General features: G+C 71.9%; 19 protein-coding genes. 10 read left to right on the forward strand and 9 right to left on the reverse strand.

All coding sequences use genetic code 11. The features are described from left to right. Positions 1–87 precede the first annotated feature (87 nt). Positions 88–711, forward strand: a complete 624-nt coding sequence (locus tag ACFZBT_RS22030; RefSeq protein ID WP_391105945.1) for a hypothetical protein — start codon at positions 88–90, stop codon at positions 709–711. A 429-nt stretch (positions 712–1,140) separates the two neighbouring features. Continuing rightward, positions 1,141–1,623 carry an ATP-binding protein gene (locus tag ACFZBT_RS22035; protein WP_391105947.1) on the forward strand — a complete coding sequence of 161 codons (483 nt, stop codon included), beginning with the start codon at positions 1,141–1,143 and terminating at the stop codon, positions 1,621–1,623. A 72-nt stretch (positions 1,624–1,695) separates the two neighbouring features. On the opposite strand, the gene ACFZBT_RS22040 is transcribed toward ACFZBT_RS22035, so the two are convergent. Together ACFZBT_RS22040 and ACFZBT_RS22045 are read right to left on the reverse strand one after the other, a co-directional pair. After that, the gene (locus ACFZBT_RS22040; RefSeq protein WP_391105949.1) at positions 1,696–2,736 is read right to left on the reverse strand and encodes a DUF2637 domain-containing protein; all 1,041 of its coding nucleotides are present in this window, start codon (positions 2,734–2,736) and stop codon (positions 1,696–1,698) included. Positions 2,737–2,992: 256 nt separating this feature from the next. Then, positions 2,993–3,844, reverse strand: coding sequence for a (2Fe-2S)-binding protein (locus ACFZBT_RS22045; protein WP_391105951.1), 852 nt, complete (start codon positions 3,842–3,844; stop codon positions 2,993–2,995). 111 nt (positions 3,845–3,955) lie between these two features. On the opposite strand from ACFZBT_RS22045, the gene ACFZBT_RS22050 reads away from it, so the two are divergent. After that, positions 3,956–4,789, forward strand: a complete 834-nt coding sequence (locus ACFZBT_RS22050; RefSeq protein WP_391105953.1) for an FCD domain-containing protein — start codon at positions 3,956–3,958, stop codon at positions 4,787–4,789. A gap of 413 nt (positions 4,790–5,202) precedes the next feature. On the opposite strand, the gene ACFZBT_RS22055 is transcribed toward ACFZBT_RS22050, so the two are convergent. Next, on the reverse strand, positions 5,203–5,967 hold the full coding sequence (locus tag ACFZBT_RS22055) for a hypothetical protein (RefSeq protein ID WP_391105955.1): 765 nt from the start codon (positions 5,965–5,967) through the stop codon (positions 5,203–5,205). A 164-nt stretch (positions 5,968–6,131) separates the two neighbouring features. Further along, positions 6,132–7,808: a PucR family transcriptional regulator ligand-binding domain-containing protein gene (locus tag ACFZBT_RS22060; RefSeq protein WP_391105957.1), complete on the reverse strand. Its 1,677-nt coding sequence runs from the start codon at positions 7,806–7,808 to the stop codon at positions 6,132–6,134. A gap of 306 nt (positions 7,809–8,114) precedes the next feature. On the opposite strand from ACFZBT_RS22060, the gene ACFZBT_RS22065 reads away from it, so the two are divergent. The 5 genes from ACFZBT_RS22065 (at position 8,115) to ACFZBT_RS22085 (ending at position 14,766) form a co-directional block, all read left to right on the forward strand. Further along, entirely contained in the window at positions 8,115–9,005 is an 891-nt protein-coding gene (locus ACFZBT_RS22065; protein WP_391105959.1) for an FAD binding domain-containing protein, read from the forward strand. Further along, complete coding sequence (locus ACFZBT_RS22070; protein WP_391105961.1) at positions 9,005–9,589, forward strand: 2Fe-2S iron-sulfur cluster-binding protein; 585 nt, start codon at positions 9,005–9,007, stop codon at positions 9,587–9,589. Before ACFZBT_RS22065 ends, ACFZBT_RS22070 begins: the two co-directional genes overlap by 1 nt. Before the next feature lie 2 nt (positions 9,590–9,591). Further along, positions 9,592–11,988 carry a xanthine dehydrogenase subunit D gene (pucD, locus tag ACFZBT_RS22075; RefSeq protein WP_391105963.1) on the forward strand — a complete coding sequence of 799 codons (2,397 nt, stop codon included), beginning with the start codon at positions 9,592–9,594 and terminating at the stop codon, positions 11,986–11,988. Positions 11,989–12,107: 119 nt separating this feature from the next. Continuing rightward, positions 12,108–13,565 carry a solute carrier family 23 protein gene (locus ACFZBT_RS22080; RefSeq protein WP_391105965.1) on the forward strand — a complete coding sequence of 486 codons (1,458 nt, stop codon included), beginning with the start codon at positions 12,108–12,110 and terminating at the stop codon, positions 13,563–13,565. A gap of 49 nt (positions 13,566–13,614) precedes the next feature. Beyond that, positions 13,615–14,766, forward strand: a complete 1,152-nt coding sequence (locus ACFZBT_RS22085; protein WP_391105967.1) for an XdhC family protein — start codon at positions 13,615–13,617, stop codon at positions 14,764–14,766. A 37-nt stretch (positions 14,767–14,803) separates the two neighbouring features. Here ACFZBT_RS22085 and ACFZBT_RS22090 read toward each other — a convergent pair whose 3' ends face one another. Further along, positions 14,804–15,244 carry an SRPBCC family protein gene (locus tag ACFZBT_RS22090; protein WP_391105969.1) on the reverse strand — a complete coding sequence of 147 codons (441 nt, stop codon included), beginning with the start codon at positions 15,242–15,244 and terminating at the stop codon, positions 14,804–14,806. 265 nt (positions 15,245–15,509) lie between these two features. Beyond that, on the reverse strand, positions 15,510–16,277 hold the full coding sequence (locus ACFZBT_RS22095; RefSeq protein WP_391105998.1) for a polysaccharide deacetylase family protein: 768 nt from the start codon (positions 16,275–16,277) through the stop codon (positions 15,510–15,512). A gap of 140 nt (positions 16,278–16,417) precedes the next feature. On the opposite strand from ACFZBT_RS22095, the gene ACFZBT_RS22100 reads away from it, so the two are divergent. Continuing rightward, positions 16,418–17,419 carry a glycosyltransferase gene (locus ACFZBT_RS22100; protein WP_391105971.1) on the forward strand — a complete coding sequence of 334 codons (1,002 nt, stop codon included), beginning with the start codon at positions 16,418–16,420 and terminating at the stop codon, positions 17,417–17,419. Next, on the forward strand, positions 17,416–18,015 hold the full coding sequence (locus tag ACFZBT_RS22105) for an HAD-IIIA family hydrolase (RefSeq protein WP_391105973.1): 600 nt from the start codon (positions 17,416–17,418) through the stop codon (positions 18,013–18,015). Before ACFZBT_RS22100 ends, ACFZBT_RS22105 begins: the two co-directional genes overlap by 4 nt. Here ACFZBT_RS22105 and ACFZBT_RS22110 read toward each other — a convergent pair whose 3' ends face one another. The 3 genes from ACFZBT_RS22110 to ACFZBT_RS22120 form a co-directional block, all read right to left on the reverse strand. Then, positions 18,016–18,342 (reverse strand): DUF3040 domain-containing protein, encoded by a 327-nt coding sequence (locus tag ACFZBT_RS22110; RefSeq protein WP_391105975.1) that lies wholly within the window; start codon positions 18,340–18,342, stop codon positions 18,016–18,018. Positions 18,343–18,464: 122 nt separating this feature from the next. Next, positions 18,465–19,388, reverse strand: a complete 924-nt coding sequence (locus tag ACFZBT_RS22115) for a polysaccharide pyruvyl transferase family protein (RefSeq protein ID WP_391105977.1) — start codon at positions 19,386–19,388, stop codon at positions 18,465–18,467. 62 nt (positions 19,389–19,450) lie between these two features. Continuing rightward, on the reverse strand, positions 19,451–20,908 hold the full coding sequence (locus ACFZBT_RS22120) for a family 43 glycosylhydrolase (protein WP_391105979.1): 1,458 nt from the start codon (positions 20,906–20,908) through the stop codon (positions 19,451–19,453). Between the last annotated feature and the right edge of the window lie 290 nt (positions 20,909–21,198).

Here is a 21,198-nt window from a genome sequence, read left to right on the forward strand (position 1 = left end):
TCTTGGTGTCGCACCGACCGGCCCGGCAGACCGACCGGCGTCGCGGTGGCATCCGACATCCACGCCACTCACCTACGGGGGACAACCATGCCCATGCGCATCCGAGCAGGCGCGCTCACCACGCTCACCGTCGCGGCCCTCGCGGCCGGTTCGGTTCTCACCGCACCGGCGGCCGGCGCCGCGGCGAAGGCCGCCGCACCCAAGTTCCTGTCGGCGTCCCAGCTGCCGCCGCACCCGACGTCGTCCTGGACGGCCGGGCCGGTCACCGAAGGGTTCCCGGAGGCACTCGGCTCCTGCGTGAGCACGGAGGGCGTGCCCTCCTACGACTACCGGCACCGGGAGTTCCGGACCGACCTGGAGACCAGCGCCGTGCAGCTGACCGTCGTGGCGGACACAGCCGCCCTGGCCAAGGCCCTGGCGAAGCACTACGACGACCTGATCCGCACCTGCGCCGACCGCATCGAGGAGAACTACCCGGACGTCGAGGCCGAGGGCCGGGACTACGGCACTCTGCCGGTCGAGGAGGGCGCCCGCGTCCGCGGCCTGCACACCGAGACCTCCTGGGGCGCCACGGACATCTCGCTGCTGTCCGTCGGACGGGACGGCAGGACCGTCACCGTCGTGTCGTGGGGTCAGATGGGCGACTTCGACGACGCTCCCGTGGCGGCCTTCAAGAAGACGACGACCACCGCCGTCAACAAGCTGTACTGACCGAGCGATTACCGGAGAAGACCAGGGCCGTCCTCCCGCCACGGGGGTCAGGAGGACGGCCTTGTTCCGGTCACGGACCCGGGGGAGACCGTCGCACTTCGGCCAACTTCACCGGACCACCGCGCACGGGGGCCGGCTGCCCCGCTCCTTCGTCGCGTACGCAAGGATCGGCAGCCGGCCATCGGCACATCGGCCGATCTCCTGCGGTCACGATCCGCACGACGACATATACCGGCTACCCTCTTGTCCCCCTCCCAGCCACCGCCGTACCGCTCAGCGGCCCGCAACCCGGCACGCCGGGCCCGTCCGATTGGCCGAACACCCGGTCGTTGACGACTCGACATGACTGCCGCGTGTCCGATCGGGCATGGATCCCCGTGAACGTGTTCGAGCAGGAGGGGAACCGACATCGGCGCGCGGGCGGGGGTCATGGAGAGGCAGGCACGAGGAGGCGGTCCCATAACGATCGGGGCCTTCTCGGCGAAGACGGCGGACGACAAGACCGACGACGACACGGAGCAGGTGCCCGGGCCTCAGCTGAGGCGCAGACTCGGGCGGGCGGACCTGCGGGCCGTGCCGGAAGCCCGCAGGGCCCTGCGGGAACTGCTCGGGCAGTGGGGAAGGACCGGGCGATCGGACGTAGCGGAACTGCTCACCAGCGAACTCGTCACCAACGCGATCGTCCACACCGATCGCGACGCGCTCCTGACGGCCACGGTCGGACCGCGCGGACTGCGGGTGGAGGTAAGGGACTTCGTGGCCCGCAGACCCCGGCTGCGCGTACCGATCGCCGACGACGGTACGAACGGCAGGGGCCTGTTCCTTGTGCAGTCCCTCGCGGACGCATGGGGCGTCAGGCCGCACGGAGTGGGCAAGGCCGTCTGGTTCGAGCTGGAGGCCGAGGCGGCGTGAACGGGACGATGTGAACGGGTAGGGGGCGCGGCCCGCAGGCCCGCGCCCCCTACCCGGTTCTGTACGGCCGGACTAGCCGAACTGCTGCTCAAGGTCCTTGAGCTTGCGCTCCAGGGAGTCCAGACGCGGCAGTGCCATGGTGTCGTCCTCGGCCGTGAGGTCGACGGTCACCGGGTCAGCTCCTTTGCGAGCGGGCTGCAGGGAGGGACGCGAGCGGACGGGCAGCGGCTCCGGCGCGGATATGGCAGGCTCCGCGGAGACCTGCGAGGAGCCGCGCTCCACCTGTACCTCCAGCTGCCGGCCGCCGCCGCGGCCGAAGTGGCCGCGGTGACCGCGGCTGATCGCCTTCAGCTGGGCCCGCTCCACGCGCTGCTGGTCGCGGCGCCGCTGCCGGGCCTCGTCCTTCTTGCGCTTGTCGTCGCGCACCTCGTCGACCGCCTCGTCGAGGCTGCGCACACCCTCCAGGAGCATCAGCGACCAGGCGCTGTACGTCTCGCGGGGGGCCCGCAGCCAGCGCACGATACGGATCTGCGGCAGCGGGCGCGGCACCAGGCCCTGTTCCCGCAGGGCGGCGCGGCGGGTCTGCTTCAGCGCGCGGTCGAAGAGCACCGCAGCCGACAGGGACATGCCCGCGAAGAAGTGGGGGGCACCCGCGTGGCCGACGCCCCTCGGCGCGTGCACCCAGTTGAACCAGGCCGCGGCGAAGGCGAACGTCCAGACCAGTATCCGGGAGCCGAGCGCCGCGTCACCATGGCTGGCCTCGCGCACCGCGAGCACGGAGCAGAACATCGCCGCGCCGTCCAGGCCGAACGGGACGAGGTACTGCCAGCCGCCGCTGAGGCCGAGGTTCTGCTCGCCGAAGCCGACCAGGCCGTGGAAGGAGAGTGCGGCGGCGACGGCCGCGCAGCAGAAGAGGAGGACGTAGGAGACGGTGCCGTAAAGGGCCTCCTTGCGTCTGCGGCGTTCCTCGCTGCGCTCCCAGGAATCATCCGCGCTCGTGTCCTTGACCGAGGAACGCTTGCCGCGCGCGAGAACCGCTATCGCCGCCAGCATGCCCAGGAGAAGCACGGCGCCCGGAAGCAGCCAGTTCAGCGATATGTCGGTCAGTTTCATCTGGGTGGTCCCTTGCATTGGGATAGGGCGTAACGCCCGCCATAGTGGCCCAATCCCAACAGCCCTCAGGGGGTTTCGGGGCAAGAGGCCGCCAAGGAAGTGCAAGGGAATGTTCAGGGCGGCGTTCTGCTCGAACTGCCGCGTGAGGGGCGGGAGTTGAGTTCGAACAAGACTACCCGTACGGGTGGTTCTCCGGGAACTTGCTGCGAGTTCCGCGATGATCCTACGGGAGGAGCGGGCTATTTCTGGGCGGGTCTCAACTGGCCGTGGCCAGCAGCTTGGTGACCCGGTCGGCGTCGCAGGTGCGCGGGCAGGTGGCGCAGGTGTCCTGGGGGCGCAGCGTGTAGAACATGCAGCAGCTCGCGCGGTCCCGGGTGCGCAGCGGCTCGCCGTCGGGGCCGGTCAGCTCCCGGAACGCCGCCGTGCCCACGTACGGCTTCGTCGCGCCCGGCAGGAGCAGCTCCAGCTCGCGCATCGCGCGCCGTTCCTCGATCTCGCCGAACAGCTGGGCGACGTACCAGAGCCCCTCGACGATCTCGTCGGTCGCCATGCCCCACAGGGCCCGGCCGCGACGCCGCATCCGGGGTCCGAAGCCGGTCAGGACCGGCTCCAGGTGCTCGGCGACCGCCGAGCGCGCCTCGGCCCGCAGTGCCTCCTCGTCCGGGACGACCCGGGCGCCGGGCAGGCCCGCCGCCTCGTCGCCGGGCAGACAGGCGAAGCCGGCGGGGCGGACGGCCATGCGGCCGATGGGGTGGCCGGGGGCGGTGCGGTCGTACGAGACGTGGGTCACGGGGTAGCGGGGGACGCGGCGGTGGAGGAACCAGGGGACGGTGATCAGGAGGCAGGCGGGCCAGGCGTAGCGGTGCAGGCCGAAGCTGGCGACCACATCGGGGCGGGCCTCCTGGCCGTAGTCCCGGCGGATCTGGTCCTCGTCCCAGGACAGGAAGGCGTCGAGGGCGGGGCCGGCGGCCGCGAGGTCGGTGGCCGCGGCCCAGCCGCCGCCGTGCGGGGTTTCGTCCTCGAGGGCCAGTTCGGTGACGGCGAGCCCGGGGAGGACCTCGGCCAGACGGGCGTAGGCGCCGGAGACGGCCGAACGGGGCTCGGGCATGGGATCACCGATCTACTCGTAGGTAAGCCTAACCTAACTCAAGATCGCTGGGATTTGAACTGGCGCTCGGGGCGCTTATGGTGCTTGACGGACGAGTAACAACCCGCCGTAATGACCTCAAGTACCGACACGTCCCAAGGAGGACCCGTGAAGCAGGGGGCGCAGGGCTCCGCCGGGACGGGGGCTCCTTGGGAGCGGGCGGTGGGGCAGGCGGTGGGGCAGACCGGGCAGGGCGAGCAGGCGCGGGTGCCGCAGCAGGCCGGGGCGGTGCGCGGTGAGCACACGCACAGCGAGCCGGTGCTGCCGCGGCCGCGGCCCGTCGTCCAGCGGTCCTCCGTGCGCGGGCAGATCGTGGACGCGCTGCGGGCCGCGCTGGTGGCGGGGGATCTGCGGCCCGGCGAGGTGTACTCGGCGCCGGTGCTGGGCGAGCGGTTCGGGGTGTCGGCGACGCCGGTACGGGAGGCCATGCAGCAGCTGGCCATCGAGGGCGCCGTCGAGGTCGTGCCCAACCGCGGGTTCCGGGTCGTCGAGCGGGGGGCGCGGGAGCTGGCGGAACTGGCCGAGGTCCGGTCGCTGATCGAGGTCCCGGTGATGCTGCGGCTGGCGCGTGCCGTCCCCGCCGAGCGGTGGGCCGAGCTGCGGCCTCTCGCCGAGGCGACGGTCCGTGCGGCGTCCTCCGGCTGCCGGGCGGCCTACGCGGAGTCCGACCGGGTGTTCCACCGGGCGGTCCTGTCGCTCTCGGGGAACGAGCAGTTGGTCCAGATCGCGGAGGATCTGCACCGGCGGGCGCAGTGGCCGTTGGTCGGGGGCGGGCCGGGGGGCCGGGGGCGGGCCGACCTGGTGGCGGACGCGCATGAACACACGGCGTTGCTGGACGCGTTGATCGCGCGGGATCTGGATGTGGTGCGGGTGCTGGTGGGGGAGCACTTCGCGGGTCGCGCCTGATGCCGGGTGGGGGGGGTCGGGGCCGCGCCGGGGGGGGGGGGGGGGGGGCGCGGGGGGGGGGGGGGGGGGCCCGGCCCCCGCGCCGGGGGGTGTCCGTCCTCGGATTGGCGCGATGGGGTGTCATACCGACTCACTGGCGTTGACGCGCCAACCACTGCGGGCGGACACCCCCCGACACGTCCCCTTACGCAGTCCCCCAGCTGCGGGCACGCGCACCGCCCCAGCTGCGGGCATGCGCACCGCCCCAGCTGCGGGCATGCGTGCCGCTGGGGGCGGCACGGGTGGGCGCAGCGGCACTTCGTCGCGCCGAGTTGCGCACCCACCCGGCCCCAGCACCCACGCCGAGCACCTCATGTGGCCGAGCTGCGTAACACCCCGGCCTCAGCCGCGACACCGGGCACCCCCTGACCCGCTCAAGCCGTCGCCGCCGGCGGCAGCGGGGCCAACTGCCGGGCCAGCCAGGTCGGTACGCCCCCGAGCAGCCGGTACAGCCGCCGGGCCTCATCCCGTAGCCGGGACGCCTCCGGCTCGGTCTCCGTGTCGGCCAGGGAGACCAGCGCGGGGGCCGTGCCGACGAGATACCCCAGCTCCTCCCGGATCCGCAGTGACTCGGAGAAGCCGTGGCGGGCCTCCGCCAACTCCCCGTCCCGCAGGGCCAGCCCGGCCAGATGGCGCCAGGTGAAGGACAGCAGCAGTGGGTTGTCATGCGCCGTAGCCCCCGCGTGCGCACGGCGGTACGCCGCCCGCGCCGCCTGCGGAGCGCTCGTCAGGTTCTCCGCCAGCAGACCGCGACGGAAGTCCAGCAGGGCCCGCCGCGAAGCCCCCGGAGGGATCAGCGCGGCCGCCCGCCCCAGCGCGGCCCGCGCCTCGTCGGCCCGGTCCCGCACCGCGAGCAGCGTCGAGGCGTAGGCCAAGTAACCGCGTTCACAAGCGGCCGCGCCCCGCTCGTCGTCGCTGTGGGCCAGCGCCTCGGCCGTGCGCAGCGCGTCCTCGGCCTCCTCCCAGCCCCGCTCGGTGTACAGACACCGTTCCACCAGCAGCGACGCGCGCTGGAGCGCCGCCGCGGGTGTGTCCGGCAGCAGCAGGGCGGCCGCGTCGGCCCAGCACCCGCGTGAGCGCAGCCGCCATACCGCGGTCTGGAGGGGATCGTCACCAGAGGTCGTTCCGTTACCAGACATGGCGGTATGCGCCACGTTGCCCTCCCCGAGCACGCCATCGAGCTGTTGAGTGGTGGCGGCATCTCAGCACGAATCGCGGCGCCGGGCCAAGAGGGTGGGTGAAGGATTTCACAAAGTCGTGGGACTCGGGGGTGTCCGGGGTTTGGGCCCGGGCGCCCCGTGTTTCAGCTCATGCGCAGGGCCAGGAAGAAATCCAGCTTGTCCTCGAGCCGCGACAGGTCACGTCCCGTCAACTGCTCGATCCGTCCGACGCGGTAGCGCAGCGTGTTGACGTGCAGGTGGAGACGGCCGGCGCAGCGGGTCCAGGAGCCGTCGCAGTCCAGGAACGCCTCCAGGGTGGGGATCAGCTCGGCCCGGTGCCTGCGGTCGTAGTCCCGGAGGGGGTCCAGGAGGCGGGCCGTGAAGGCGCGGCGGACGTCGTCCGGGACGAACGGGAGCAGGAGGACGTGCGAGGCCAGTTCCTGGTGGCCCGCCGCGCAGACCCGGCCCGGGCGGGCCGCCGCCACCCGGCGGGCGTGGCGGGCCTCCTCCAGGGCGCCGCGCAGGCCCTCCGCCGAGTGCACGGCCGCGCTGACGCCGAGAGTCAGGTGTCCGTCGCCGTCGAGACCCGCCGTGAGGGGGTCGCGTACGGATTCCAGGAGCGCGTCGGCGAGGACGCCGGTCTCGGAGCCGTCGTGCTCCGCCGCGACGGCGGGGAGCGGGACCAGGGCGATGGCCTCCTCGCCGGTGTGGGCGACGGCGATGCGGTCGGAGTGCTCCGGTCCGGTGGAGAGGGGGTCGACGAGGATCTCCTCCAGCAGGGCCTGTGCCACCGGGCCGCCCTCGATCTCGTCCCCGTCCCAGTCGACGCGGGCCACGATCACCTGCCAGTGCGGCGCGGCCCCGAGGCCGGGCAGCAGGACGGGGGCGGCCACGCGCAGGCGGGCCGCGATCTCGGCGGGGGCCGCGCCCGTCTGGACCAGTTCCAGGACCTCCTGGGCGAGACGGCGGCGGACCGTGCGGGCCGCGTCGCGGCGGTCCCGCTCGACCGCGATCAGCTGGGTGACGCCGTGCAGCAGGTCCAGGCGTTCCTCGGCCCAGTCCCCGGCGTCGGCCTCGACGGCCAGCAGCCAGTCGGACAGCAGGGTCTCGCGGGCGTCGCGGGCGGTCTGGGAGGAGCGGACCGTCGAGCGGATCGGGAAGAGGGAGTAGGTGGTGCCGCCCAGGAGGACGCGGTGCGGGGCGCGGCGGCCCGTGCGGGTGGCGGTCAGGTGTTCCGCGGCCAGGCGTCCGCAGGTCTCGGCGGGCAGCGCGGCGGGGCCCGCGGCCTTCGAGCCCGCGATCAGCCGGCCGGTGGGGGCGAGGACCCAGGCGCGCAGGTCCAGGTCCGAGCCGAGCAGGTCCAGGACCACGTCCGGGCCGCCGCCCGCCGGGCCCGAGGTCATCATCCGGCGGTGGCGGTCGACCACGGCCGCCAGGTCTCCGGCGCGCTCGCCGGAGACCTGGCGTACGACGTGCTCGGTGATCGTCGCGAACGCCACCGACTCGTGCACCGCGAGGAGGGGGAGGCGGTGGCGGGCGCAGGCCGCGATCAGGTCTTCCGGTACGTCCCCCAGTTCGGCCTCGCCCGCGGCGAGGGCCGTCACGCCCTGCTGCGTCAGGATCCGGACGAACGGCTCCGAGTCCTCGGCGTCATGGCGCCAGGCCAGGCCCGTGAGCACCAGTTCGCCGCCCGAGAGATAGCGGCTGGGATCGCGCAGGTCGGTGGTCATCACGCCGCGCACCGTGCGGTCCAGCTCTTCCTCGCCGCCGAGCAGCTTGAGGCCCAGCGCGTCGGTGTCCAGCAGTGCGCGCAGCCGCATTCTCGTCGCCGCCGTTCTTTGTCTCGAAATCAAACCCTGTCCCGGCTGTGTGCCAGGTCACGCGCCTGTGTCGCGCGTTACCACAGGAGAACGAGGAGGTTTCTGATGGCCTCCGTTCATACGAATCTACAAGATGACCGTCCTGGCCAGCCAACTCCTTCATGGTTTCCGTGACTGACCCGGTCGGAGTACCGCGCTGTGTACTGAGGCCACTACGCGTGAACAGCACATGAACGAGCCGGGACCGCCGCACACGGATTGGCTCGATCTGAACGCCCCACGAGAAGACGGAGAAGAGAGGCGGTCATGGACTTCCTTCGCCCCGCCAGCTGGGAGGAGGCGCTCGCCGCGAAGGCCGAGCACCCCACCGCTGTGCCGATTGCGGGTGGCACCGACGTGATGGTCGAGATCAACTTCGACCACCGCCGGCCCGAGTACCTCATGGACCTGAACCGCGTCGGCGACCTCTCCGAGTGGGAGGTGGGCGAGGAGAGCGTGCGGGTCGGTGCCTCCGTGCCCTATACGAAGATCATGGAGAACCTGCGCGCCGAGCTGCCTGGTCTCGCCCTCGCCTCGCACACGGTCGCCTCCCCGCAGATCCGTAACCGCGGCGGTGTCGGCGGGAACCTCGGCACCGCCTCCCCGGCCGGCGACGCCCACCCCGCCCTGCTGGCCGCGGGCGCCGAGGTGGAGGTGGAGTCGGTGCGCGGGTCGCGCCGGATCCCGATCGACGAGTTCTACACGGGCGTGAAGCGCAACGCGCTGGCCGCGGACGAGCTCATCCGTGCCGTGCACGTGAGGAAGGCCGACGGGCCCCAGCAGTTCTCCAAGGTGGGGACCAGGAACGCGATGGTCATCGCCGTGTGTGCCTTCGGGATCGCCTTGCACCCCGAGACGCGGACCGTGCGGACCGGGATCGGTTCGGCCGCGCCCACGCCCATTCGGGCCAAGGCCGCCGAGGAGTTCCTGAACGCCGCTCTGGAGGAGGGCGGCTTCTGGGACAACGGGAAGATCGTCACCCCGTCGGTCGCCAAGCAGTTCGCGGACCTGTGCTCCGCCGCCTGCAACCCGATCGACGACGTCCGGGGCACCGCGAGCTACCGCCGCCACGCCGTGGGCGTCATGGCCCGCCGCACCCTGACCTGGACCTGGGAGTCCTACCGCGGCACCCGCCGCCTCACGGAGGGAGCCGCGTAATGCGCGTCAACTTCACGGTCAACGGCCGTCCGCAGGAAGCCGACGATGTCTGGGAGGGCGAGTCCCTGCTCTACGTGCTGCGCGAGCGCATGGGCCTTCCCGGGTCCAAGAACGCCTGCGAGCAGGGCGAGTGCGGGTCGTGCACGGTACGGCTCGACGGGGTGCCGGTGTGCTCGTGCCTGGTGGCCGCCGGGCAGGCGGAGGGCCGCGAGGTCGTCACCGTCGAGGGGCTCGCCGACTTCGCCAAGCAGCGCGCCGAGCACGGTGGCTGTGCGAGCGGAGCCTGCGGTACGTCGTTGCAGAGCGCCCAGGCGTGGCAGGCCGCGGGCACCGACTCGCAGACCGGCGAGGGCACCGAACTCTCCCCGATCCAGCAGGCGTTCATCGACGCCGGCGCCGTCCAGTGCGGCTTCTGCACGCCCGGTCTGCTGGTCGCCGCCGACGAGATGCTGGAGCGCAACCCCAACCCGAGCGACGCGGACATCCGCGAGGCGCTGTCGGGCAACCTGTGCCGCTGCACCGGCTACGAGAAGATCATGGACGCGGTCCGCCTGGCGGCCGCCCGGCAATCCCAGGGGGTCTGACCATGGCAGCCAACGGCGCTCCTACGAAGATCACCCAGGGGTCGCAGACCAAGGGCGGCATCGGCGAGTCGACGCTCCGCCCGGACGGCACCCTCAAGGTCACCGGCGAGTTCGCGTACTCGTCCGACATGTGGCACGAGGACATGCTGTGGGGGCAGATCCTGCGGTCGACCGTCGCGCACGCCGAGATCGTGTCGATCGACACGAGTGAGGCGCTGGCCATGGCGGGTGTCCACGCCGTGCTGACGTACGACGACCTGCCGACCGAGGTGAAGAACTACGGCCTGGAGATCCAGGACACCCCGGTCCTCGCCCACGGCAAGGTCCGCCATCACGGCGAGCCGGTCGCGATCGTCGCCGCCGACCATCCGGAGACGGCCCGCCGCGCCGCCGCGAAGATCAAGGTCGACTACCGCGAACTGCCCGTCATCACCGACGAGGCCTCCGCGACCGCGCCGGACGCGATCCTCATCCACGAGGGCCGCGACGACCACCACGCCGGGCACGTCCCGCACCCGAACATCGTCCACCGCCAGCCGATCATCCGCGGTGACGTCGACGCCGCGCGGCATCGGGCCGATGTCATCGTCGAGGGCGAGTACACCTTCGGCATGCAGGACCAGGCCTTCCTCGGCCCCGAGTCCGGCCTCGCCGTCCCCGAGGAGGACGGCGGCGTCCACCTCTACATCGCCACCCAGTGGCTGCACAGCGACCTGCGCCAGATCGCGCCCGTGCTCGGCCTGCCCGAGGACAAGGTGCGGATGACGCTGTCCGGCGTCGGCGGCGCGTTCGGCGGCCGCGAGGACCTGTCGATGCAGATCCACGCCTGCCTGCTGGCGCTGCGCACGGGAAAGCCCGTCAAGATCGTCTACAACCGGTTCGAGTCCTTCTTCGGGCACGTCCACCGCCACCCGGCGAAGCTGTACTACGAGCACGGCGCCACCAGCGACGGCAAGCTCACCCACATGAAGTGCCGGATCGTCCTGGACGGCGGCGCCTACGCCTCCGCCTCCCCGGCCGTCGTCGGCAACGCCTCCTCCCTGTCCGTCGGGCCGTACGTGATCGAGGACGTGGACATCGAGGCCATCGCCCTCTACACCAACAACCCGCCCTGCGGCGCCATGCGCGGCTTCGGCGCGGTCCAGGCGTGCTTCGCCTACGAGGCGCAGATGGACAAGCTGGCGCGGAAGCTCGGCATGGACCCGGTGGAGTTCCGGCAGCTCAACGCCATGGAGCAGGGCACCCTGCTGCCGACCGGGCAGCGCGTCGATTCCCCGGCCCCGGTCGCCGAACTCCTGCGCCGCGTCAAGGCGATGCCGATGCCGCCGGAGCGCCAGTGGGAGAGCAGCGAGGGCGCCGACGTACGGCAACTGCCCGGCGGTCTGTCCAACACCACGCACGGGGAAGGCGTGGTACGCGGGGTCGGCTACGCGGTCGGCATCAAGAACGTGGGCTTCTCCGAGGGCTTCGACGACTACTCGACCGCGAAGGTGCGGATGGAGGTCGTGGGCGGTGAGCCCGTGGTCACCGTGCACACGGCCATGGCCGAGGTCGGGCAGGGCGGTGTCACCGTGCACGCGCAGATCGCCCGGACCGAACTGGGCGTCACACAGGTGACCATCAACCCGGCCGACACCCAGGTGGGCAGCGCCGGTTCGACCTCCGCCTCCCGGCAGACGTACGTCACCGGCGGCGCCGTGAAGAACGCCTGCGAGCTCGTCCGGGAGAAGGTCCTGGAGATCGGGCGCCGCAAGTTCGGCTCCTACCACCCGGCCTGGGCCACGGCCGAGCTGCTGCTGGAGGGCGGCAAGGTCGTCACCGACGGCGGTGAGGTCCTCGGTGATCTGGCCGACGTCCTGGAGGGCGAGAGCGTCGAGGTCGAGGAGGAGTGGCGGCACCGGCCGACCGAGGCCTTCGACCTGCGCACCGGGCAGGGCAACGGGCATGTGCAGTACTCGTTCGCCGCCCACCGTGCCGTCGTCGAGGTCGACACCGAGCTCGGGCTGGTGAAGGTCATCGAGCTGGGCTGCGCCCAGGACGTCGGCAAGGCGCTCAACCCGCTGTCCGTGCTCGGCCAGATCCAGGGCGGCACGACACAGGGCCTCGGCGTGGCGGTCATGGAGGAGATCGTCGTCGACCCGAAGACCGCGAAGGTCAAGAACCCCTCCTTCACCGACTACCTGATCCCGACCATCCTCGACACGCCGACCATCCCGGTCGACGTCCTCGAACTCGCCGACGAGCACGCCCCGTACGGGCTGCGCGGCATCGGCGAAGCGCCCACCCTGTCGTCGACGCCGGCGGTCCTCGCGGCCATCCGGAACGCGACCGGGCTCGAGCTGAACCGGACTCCGGTACGGCCCGAGCACCTCACGGGTACGTCACTCTCCGAGGCCTGAGCAGGAGAGTCCCGTCCGGGGGACCGCGTCCCCGTGTCCCCCGGACCCCTTTCGTTCGTCTCGGGCCGTCCCCCGGGTCGTGCATCCCAACCCCCTGTGAAACTTGGGAGAAGGCCCACATGACCCAGCAGTCAGTAGAACCGAGGACCACAGCCGAGGACGCGGGCGAAGGCACCCGCGTCCCGGCCGGACGGTCCTGGCTCGACCGGTACTTCCACATATCCGGCAGAGGATCCACGGTCGCGCGCGAGGTGCGCGGTGGCGTCACCACCTTCATGGCGATGGCGTACATCCTCCTGCTCAACCCCCTGATCCTGTCCGGCAAGGACGCGGCGGGGGACACCCTCGCGCAGAAGGGCCTCATCACCGCGACCGCGTTCGCGGCGGCCCTCACCACGCTGCTGATGGGGTTCGTCGGCAAGGTGCCGCTCGCCCTCGCCGCGGGCCTGTCCGTCTCCGGAGTCCTCGCCTCCCAGGTCGCGCCCGAGATGACCTGGCCGCAGGCGATGGGCATGTGCGTGATGTACGGCGTGATCATCATGCTGCTGGTGGTCACCGGACTGCGCGAGATGATCATGAACGCGATCCCGCTCGCGCTCAAGCACGGCATCACCATGGGCATCGGCCTGTTCATCGCCCTCATCGGCTTCTACAAGTCCGGCTTCGTGCACCAGGGCAAGGCGACCCCCGTCACGCTCGGCCCGGCGGGCGAACTGGCCGGCTGGCCGGTCCTGCTCTTCGCCGGCACCCTGCTGCTGATCTTCATGCTCCAGGCCCGGAACATCCCGGGCGCCATCCTCATCGGCATCGTCGGCGGCACGGTCGTGGCCGCGATCCTGAACGCGGCCGGCGTCATCGACCCCAAGCAGTGGCAGGGCGGCGCACCCGAACTGCACGGCAGCGCGGTGTCCATGCCCGACTTCTCGCTCTTCGGGAACGTGGAGTTCGGCGGCTGGGGCCAGGTCGGCGCGATGACGGTGGGCATGATCGTCTTCACCCTCGTCCTCGCCGGGTTCTTCGACGCGATGGCGACCATCATCGGCGTCGGCACCGAGGCCAGGCTCGCCGACGACAAGGGCCGGATGCCGGGCCTGTCCAAGGCATTGTTCATCGACGGGGCCGGCGGCGCGATCGGAGGCGTGGCCGGCGGCTCGGGCCAGACGGTGTTCATCGAGTCCGCGACGGGTGTCGGGGAGGGCGCGCGCACGGGCCTTGCCTCGGTCGTCACCGGCGCGTTCTTCGCGGCCTGTCTGTTCTTCACACCGCTCACGGCGATCGTGCCGCAGGAGGTCGCGTCCGCCGCCCTCGTCGTCATCGGCGCGATGATGCTGATGAACGCCCGGCACGTGGACTGGGCCGACCGGGCCACCGCCGTGCCGGTGTTCCTGACGGTCGTCCTGATGCCGTTCACCTACACCATCACCACCGGTGTCGCGGCGGGCGTCATCTCCTACGCCGCCATCAAGACCGCCCAGGGCAAGTGGCGCGAGATCGGCGCCTTCATGTGGATCCTGACGGCGGTGTTCCTCGTGTACTTCGCCCTCAACCCGATCGAGAGCTGGCTCGGCGTCCACTGACGCCCGCGCACCAGCCCCCTTCGTCGCAGCCTCAAGGAGACCGAGACAGATGCTGGACATCGCCGAGGAACTGAACCGGTGGGTCGGGCAGGGCCGTGACTTCGCCGTGGCCACCGTGGTGGCCGTCGGCGGCAGCGCGCCCCGGCAGCCCGGCGCGGCGCTCGCGGTGTCCGCCGAGGGCACGGCGATCGGCTCGGTCTCCGGCGGCTGTGTGGAGGGCGCGGTCTACGAGCTGTGCCAGCAGGCGCTGCGGGACGGCGAGACCGTCCTGGAGCGCTTCGGCTACAGCGACGACGACGCCTTCGCCGTGGGCCTGACCTGCGGCGGCGTCATCGACATCCTGGTCGCCCCGGTCCGGGCCGCCGATCCGGTCCGGCCGGTGGTCGCGTCCGCGCTCACCGCCGCCGCTCGAGGGGAGGCGGCGGCGGTGGCGCGGATCGTGTCGGGCCCACGCGAACTGACGGGCCGGGCCCTGCTGGTCCGCCCCGACGGGTCCCGCGACGGCGGTTTCGGCGCCCACCCGGAACTGGACCGCACGGTCGCCGCCGAGGCGGGCGCCTTCCTGGACGCCGGCCGCACCGGCACCCTGGAGATCGGGGAGCAGGGCTCACGCTGCGGAGCGCCGCTCACGGTCCTGGTCGAGTCCTCGGGCCCGGCACCCCGCATGATCGTCTTCGGGGCGATCGACTTCGCGTCGGCGCTGGTCCGCATGGGCAAGTTCCTCGGCTACCACGTGACCGTGTGCGACGCACGGCCCGTCTTCGCGACCCGGACGCGCTTCCCCGAGGCCGACGAGATCGTCGTCGACTGGCCCCACCGCTACCTGGAGCGCACGGACGTCGATGCCCGCACCGTCCTGTGCGTCCTGACCCACGACGCCAAGTTCGACGTGCCCCTGCTGAAGCTGGCGTTGCGCCTGCCGGTGGCGTACGTCGGCGCCATGGGCTCCCGGCGCACCCACCTGGACCGCAACGCCCGCCTGAAGGAAGTCGGCGTCACCGAGCTGGAGTTGAGCCGACTGCACTCCCCGATCGGCCTGGACCTCGGCGCCCGTACGCCCGAGGAGACGGCCCTTTCCATCGCCTCGGAGATCGTCGCCGGGCGGCGCGGGGGCAGCGGGGTCTCGCTGACCGGGGCCCATACGCCGATCCACCACGAGCCGCGGCCGGGGGCGGTGGGGCGGATCGGGTCGGTGGCCTGAGACGCTCCGGGGACCGGCCCGGTGTGCCCGGCGCCCGTCACGCCTGTCTCAGCAGGCGGTTCAGCGCACGGCCGAACACATACCGTGCCGAACGCCGTACCAGGCCGTCGAAGAGCGACGGCAGCAGCCGGATCCGGATCTCCTCCCGCCACACCACGCGGCTGCGGCCGCCGGGCCCCGGCCGCACCTCCAGCTCCGCCCAGCCCAGCACCACACGGCCCCGTTTCTCCAGACGGCACATCCCCGGGACGCCGTCCTTGGGCGGCTCCCACACGGTGACCTCCATCGGGTCGTCGAAGGACAGCGGTCCGACGCCCGTGCGGGCCACGACGAGGGTGCCTACGCGGGTCGGCCCGGCCGGGACCGGCCCGACTCGCGTCAAAGGCACCCCCTCACCGTGCCGCTGCCACCGCGTGATCCGCCGCCACGCCTCGTCGAGGGGGAGCGGGACCGTCCGTTCGAGCAGGATGTTGGCCACATCCCGATCGTAGGCAACCCGAGCCGTCCGGCGGCCCGGTCGGGGAGGGCTCACCCACTCGGCCCAGAGCCGTCCGTGGGTTCGTGCCCTGGGTCGTGTCCGCAAAGTCCCGTCGTCCGCCCGGAGGGCGGGCCCCGCGGCGTCTGGTGCGTGCTCTCGGTGTGCCGGGTGGAGCCCCTCGTACTGGATGTACTTGGGGGTTCGCCCGGTGCGGCGAGAGTGCGTGCCAGGCGTCGCGGGGCAGGCGGGACTTTGCGGACACGGCCTAGCGGTACACCTTCCCGGGCTCCGCCTTTCCCGGTGCCAGCAGTTGAGGCACCGTCACGAACACGTACCCGCGTTCCTTGAGCGCGTCGATGATGCCCGGGACGGCCGGCACGGTGCCGTCGTAGATGTCGTGCAGCAGGATGATGCCGTCCCGTGAGGCCTGGGCGAGGACGCGGCGGGTGATCAGGTCCGAGTCGGTCGTCTTGTAGTCCTTGGCCGTCACGCTCCACAGCACCTCGGCGAGGCCCAGCTCGCGGCAGATCTCGTGCACGGTGTCGTCGGTGCGGCCCTGGGGAGGGCGCATCAGGGTCGGGCGCCGTCCGGTGAGGCGTTCTATCTCCTGGTTGGGGCGTTCCAGCTCCTCGCGTATCTCCTCGGGTCTCAGCCGGGTCAGGATCTTGTGGTCCCAGGTGTGGCTGGCCACCTCATGGCCCTCGTCGGCCATGCGCCGCACCAGCTCCGGGTACTTCTCGATGTGCCGCTCGCCGAGGAGGAAGAAGGTCGCCGGGACCTGTCTCTCCTTCAGGATGTCCAGCAGGCGCGCGGAATGCTCGCTCGGCCCCGCGTCGAAGGTGAGCGCGATGCACTTCGCCTCACGGCAGTCGACGGTGCCGTAGCGGGCCGCCTGGACGTCCGTCGCCGCTTGTGCGCGGACGGCGCTGGGGGCTGTGGTGTCGGGTCCGGCGCAGCCGCTGAGGGCCAGTGTCAGGGCGGCTGTCGCCGCGAGCGTTCCGGCCGTTCGGAACGCGATCCCCGTTTTCTTCATCTTCTTGGTCAGAGAAGGCATGCCGGGACTATACATAGCGTGTATACGCGCGGCGTATAGTCCCTGTCGCGTTTGAGACGGCCGTACCGCGGCACTCGCCAGCACCGAAGGCGGGCGATCGCCGCAGGGAGGACCGCCGCATGACCTCGTACGCCGTCGTGATCCCGACCCTCGTCCGGGACACCCTCGCCGACTGTCTCGCGGCGCTCGCCGCCGCGACCGGACCCCGGCCGGGAGAGATCGTCATCGTCGACGACCGGACCGACCCCGGTCCCGGGCCGCTGGAGCATCCGTTGAGCGTCCTCGGTGATCTGCGCGGGCGCACCACAGTGCTGGGCGGCGGCGGTCGTGGGCCCGCCGCCGCCCGCAACACCGGGCTGCGCGCCGTGACGGCGCCGTGGACCGTGTTCCTCGACGACGACGTCCAGGTCGGGCCCCACTGGTGCGATCAGCTGGCCGAGGACCTCGCCGAGGCATCGCCCGACATCGCGGGCGTCCAAGGCGTCATCGCGGTCCCGCTGCCCGGCGAACGCCGCCCCACAGACTGGGAACGCGGCACGGCGGGACTCGCCCGCGCCCACTGGATCACCTCCGACATGGCGTACCGCACGGAGGCGCTCAAGCAGGTCGGCGGTTTCGACGAACGCTTCGAGCGCGCCTTCCGCGAGGACGCCGACCTCGCGCTGCGGGTCCTCGACTCGGGCTGGCGCATCCGGCAGGGCCGCCGCACCACACGGCACCCTGTGCACCCCGCCTCCCGCTGGGAGTCGGTGCGCCAGCAGCGCGGCAATGCCGACGACGCCCTCATGCGGCATCTGCACGGGCCCGACTGGTGGGACAAGGCCGTCGCGCCGCGCGGCCGGATCCGCACCCACGCGGCGATCACGACCGCGGGTGTCGCCGCGTGCGCGCTCGCCGCCGCCGGGCACGGACGGGCCGCGACGGCCTGTGCGCTCGGCTGGGCGGCCGGCACGGCGGAGTTCGCCCGGGCCCGTATCGCGCGCGGCCCGCGCACCCGCCACGAAGTGACGACCATGGTGGCAACCAGCGTGCTCATCCCGCCGGCCGCGACCTGGCACCGGCTGACGGGCGCCTGGCGCCACCGCCACGCCGCCGCGTGGCAGGAGGAGACGGCCCCGTGAACCCGGTGAAGGCCGTGCTGTTCCACCGTGACGGCACGCTGCTGGAGGACGTACCCCACAACGCCGACCCCGGCCGCGTACGCCCCGTCGCGGGCGCCCGGGAGGCGCTCGCCCTGCTGCGCGCCCGCGGCATCCGCACCGGCGTCGTCACCCAGCAGTCCGGTGTCGCCCACGGACTGCTGACCGATGCCGACGTCCGCCGCGTCAATCACCGCGTCGGTGAACTGCTCGGCCCCTTCGACGTGTTCGCCGTCTGCCCGCACGGCCCCGATGACGGCTGCCACTGCCGCGCACCCCACCCCGGCTTACTGCTGTGGGCGGCCGGGCGGATCTGCACCGCGCCCACCGGCCTCGTCGTCATCGGCGACAACGACGCCGACGCGGAGGCCGCTCGCCGGGCCGGTGCCCGCGGCATCCTCGTACCGACCGCCCGGACCCGCCCCGAGGAGACCCTGAGCGCGGACCATGTCGCTCCGGACCTGATGACGGCGGTCCGCGCGGTACTGGACGGGCCGCCCAGGGGCCGTGTCCTGGCCGATGAACGCCCCATCCAGGAGGCCTTCACGGCCGGTCCCGGGCCGGACGGCGTCAGGTAGTCAGGTAGAGGTCCCGCACCACCGGCACATCAGCCGGAACATCGCGTACAGCGTCAGCGGGCATATCGCGGCGAACGCCCAGATCACCCCCGGTGCGGAGGTGACGATCCCGGCGACCAGCAGGCCGGCCGCCACCGCGAACAGGAACACCACGGTCCAGACGCGGGGACGGTAGGCGGCCAGCCGGGCCAGGACCCGGGCGGGGTCGGGGAGACGGCGCAGCCGCAGGGTGCGCAGCCGGCGGTCGAGGCGGCGGTCGCGGCGCAGGGCGCGTTCCATCTCGTCGAGGATGCGCTGCTCGTGATCGGGAAGTCGGCCGATGGACACGCTTTCTCCTTCCGGTCGGCCGGCCCGTCTCTCCTCCCGGGGGGACGTGCGGCGGGGAAGCGGGGGCATGCGGGGGAAACGCGGCGGGGACGTAGATGCGGATGCCCCGAGAGGTCATGGAGCTAACCGGCGACCGGCCGTGCCAGCGCCTCGACGAGCCGGTCCGCGCTGTCCGGCACGGTGCCCTCGCGGAAACCGTCGCGGATCTGCCGTGCGGTCACCCGGCCGCCGGTCAGGCACCAGTCCCACCAGCGGTCCAACTGCCGCACGTCCAGCCGCTCGGCGGCCACCAGCGCGGGCCAGCCGCAGGCGCGGGCCTGCGCGGTCAGTTTGGAGCCGCCCGCGACCGGGTCGACGGCCAGCACCGGGGTGCCGACCCGCAGCGCGATCACCAGCCCGTGCAGCCGGTCGGTGACGACGAGGTCCATCCGGGCCAGCACGGACTGGAGCTGCGCCGGCGTCGCACTCAGATGCCAGTCGTGCGCGTCGAGCCGCGTCTCCAGTTCCAGCCTGCCGCAGTCCTTCCCGGCCAGCCACCGCGTCACCTCCTCGGCCACCTGCCCGTGCCGCCGCAGCCGCCCGTACTCGTGCTGCCCGTGCGCGAGGATCACCCCGACGACGGGCCGGGCGGGCACGTCCGGGGCGCGGGCCGCCAGGTCCTCCACCGGCTCCCGGTCGGGAGCGTCGCGCGGCAGCACCCGGTGGAAGCCGGTCACGGCCGTGCTGCCGGGGTCGATCACCGAGGTGCCCACGGCGATCCGCACACAGTGCGCGAACCGCCGGTGCAGCTCCTCGACCTGCGGCCCGTGCAAGGGGCCGCACACGAACACCAGGTGGGTGTAGTCCTCGGGCCACAGCCGCTCCAGATGCAGGGCCTCCGGGCGGAAGCCCGGACTCCAGGCGACGTCGTAGGGGATGCCCGTCCCCCGCAGCACGTCCTCCACCCGGCGCAGGGCCAGGACGTCCCCGGCGGTCGCCTCCCGGTCCCGGAAGCTGAACCACCCCGTCAGCAGAACTCTGCGCGGTCGCTCGTCTTGTGTGTGCACATGCCCTGAGTGCCCCTCCCACCGGGAAGACAATCAGGGCAATACGTTCATTTAACCTGCCGTCACTGGGTGTAGAAGGTGGCGTCCGCCCGGTCGGTCGCCGTGCTGACCGTCTGCACGTTCAGCAGGTACTCCCAGTGGCGGACGTATCGCCCCGGGTAGTTGTGCGACTCGTACGACACACCCGCCGCGTCGGCGAGCCCGGCGCGCCGGTGGAAGGTGGCGTCAGAGGCGAACGCCGCGCTGCCGTCGTTCCTCTCCAGCCACACCTCGAAGTTCTTGTGCCGCAGATAGTGGCCGGGGAAGTTGGCCGACTCGAGGGAGACCGTGCCGCTGCCGGACAGGCCGGGGACCACGCGGAACTGCGAATCGGCGAGCTTTCCGACGTTCGCCTCGATACGGGCCCGGTAGTCGTAGTGGCGCACGAACCGGTCGGGGAAGTTGTACGAGGAGAAGCGCTGCGGCGTGACCCCGTCGGCCACCGGGATGCCGAAGTCCGGGGTGCCGTCGGCCTTCCAGTACAGCTTCTGCACGCGGGTGCGGCGGTTGGGGTCGTTCAGCGGGTCGCCGCTGATGTCCTTGTAGCCGCGGTCGTGGTAGACGAGGACATCGCTCTTGCCGTCCTCGGAGACGGTGAACGAGTTGTGGCCCGGGCCGTACTGGCCGGTCGCGGCGCTGCTCGCGAACACCGGCGTGGGGCTCTTGCCCCAGGACGCCTGGCTGAGCAGGTTCGCGCTCGCGGAGGCGGTGAGCATCCCCAGGCAATAGTTGCTGTCGGTGGCGCTCGCGGAGTACGTCATGAACACCTTGCCGCCGCGCTGGATGACCGCCGGGCCCTCGTTGACCTTGTAGCCGACGGTCTCCCAGGCGTAGGTGGGCCGCGACAGCATCACCGGAGTGCCGGTGATCGTCCAGGGGTTGGCCATCCTCGCCAGGTAGACGTCGGTGTTGTTGTTCACGGACGGGTCGCGCTGCGCCCAGGCCAGGTAGCGCACGCCGTTCACGACGAAGGTGGTGGCGTCCAGGGAGAAGCTCTCCCACTGGGTCCTGATCTGCCCCTTCTCCGTCCAGGCGGCGGTGAGCGGATTGGCGCCCGTGCCCTCCAGGACGTACATCCGGATCGCCCACACGTCGTCGGCGGCGCCGGCCGCGAAGTACACGTACCACTTGCCGTCGATGAAGTGGATCTCCGGCGCCCAGATGTGGGCTCCCATCACACCACTGGCGTGCTTGGTCCAGATGGTCGTCTCGGGGGCAGTCTTCAGCCCCTGGATGGTCGTCGCCCTTCGCAGCACGATGCGGTCGTACTCGGGGACGGTCGCGGTGAAGTAGTAGTAGCCGTCGGTGTGTTTGAAGATGTGCGGATCGGCCCGCTGCTCCGCGATCGGGTTGGTGTACGTCACGGCCGGGGAGTCGGGGACGGCGGCGTGCGCGGGCGCGCCGGCTAGGGCGAGGAGCAGGGCGAGCACGCAGACGAGCAGGGGGTTGCGGCGCGGGGCCACAGGGGGAGTCCGGAGCATACGAGCCGCCTCTGTCGGTTTCACTGTCCGCGATTTCGAACGCAGTTCGTGAATTCGGCCATGAAGTCGGTCAGAAGATAAGCGGGCCCCGCACCTCCGTCAACGGTTCGGTCTCGGTTCGCAGGAGAGCTGCTTGATGGAGCACGCCCGCGGAACGCAGGCGCTCCAGGCGCCACTTGACCGGCCGAAGAGGAGTTCGTCGCGGGCCTCGCGGCTTCATCGTGCACATCATCTCCGTGCCGCCGGAGTTCAGGCTGACGTACGAGGTGTCCGGCGGCGGGCGTGGACCG

The organism is Streptomyces sp. NPDC008137 (assembly GCF_042957035.1).
Classification (GTDB): Bacteria; Actinomycetota; Actinomycetes; order Streptomycetales; family Streptomycetaceae; genus Streptomyces.

Excerpts from the sequence above, each read along its gene's own strand:
- ACFZBT_RS22040 (WP_391105949.1), bottom strand. The coding sequence starts at position 2,736 with ATGAAACTGACCGACATATCGCTGAACTGGCTGCTTCCGGGCGCCGTG.
- ACFZBT_RS22085 (WP_391105967.1), top strand. The coding sequence starts at position 13,615 with ATGCTGGACATCGCCGAGGAACTGAACCGGTGGGTCGGGCAGGGCCGT.
- ACFZBT_RS22120 (WP_391105979.1), bottom strand. The coding sequence starts at position 20,908 with ATGCTCCGGACTCCCCCTGTGGCCCCGCGCCGCAACCCCCTGCTCGTC.
- ACFZBT_RS22080 (WP_391105965.1), top strand. The coding sequence starts at position 12,108 with ATGACCCAGCAGTCAGTAGAACCGAGGACCACAGCCGAGGACGCGGGC.
- ACFZBT_RS22060 (WP_391105957.1), bottom strand. The coding sequence starts at position 7,808 with ATGCGGCTGCGCGCACTGCTGGACACCGACGCGCTGGGCCTCAAGCTG.
- pucD (WP_391105963.1), top strand. The coding sequence starts at position 9,592 with ATGGCAGCCAACGGCGCTCCTACGAAGATCACCCAGGGGTCGCAGACC.
- ACFZBT_RS22070 (WP_391105961.1), top strand. The coding sequence starts at position 9,005 with ATGCGCGTCAACTTCACGGTCAACGGCCGTCCGCAGGAAGCCGACGAT.
- ACFZBT_RS22095 (WP_391105998.1), bottom strand. The coding sequence starts at position 16,277 with ATGAAGAAAACGGGGATCGCGTTCCGAACGGCCGGAACGCTCGCGGCG.
- ACFZBT_RS22065 (WP_391105959.1), top strand. The coding sequence starts at position 8,115 with ATGGACTTCCTTCGCCCCGCCAGCTGGGAGGAGGCGCTCGCCGCGAAG.
- ACFZBT_RS22100 (WP_391105971.1), top strand. The coding sequence starts at position 16,418 with ATGACCTCGTACGCCGTCGTGATCCCGACCCTCGTCCGGGACACCCTC.
- ACFZBT_RS22055 (WP_391105955.1), bottom strand. The coding sequence starts at position 5,967 with ATGTCTGGTAACGGAACGACCTCTGGTGACGATCCCCTCCAGACCGCG.
- ACFZBT_RS22050 (WP_391105953.1), top strand. The coding sequence starts at position 3,956 with ATGACCTCAAGTACCGACACGTCCCAAGGAGGACCCGTGAAGCAGGGG.
- ACFZBT_RS22035 (WP_391105947.1), top strand. The coding sequence starts at position 1,141 with ATGGAGAGGCAGGCACGAGGAGGCGGTCCCATAACGATCGGGGCCTTC.
- ACFZBT_RS22030 (WP_391105945.1), top strand. The coding sequence starts at position 88 with ATGCCCATGCGCATCCGAGCAGGCGCGCTCACCACGCTCACCGTCGCG.
- ACFZBT_RS22045 (WP_391105951.1), bottom strand. The coding sequence starts at position 3,844 with ATGCCCGAGCCCCGTTCGGCCGTCTCCGGCGCCTACGCCCGTCTGGCC.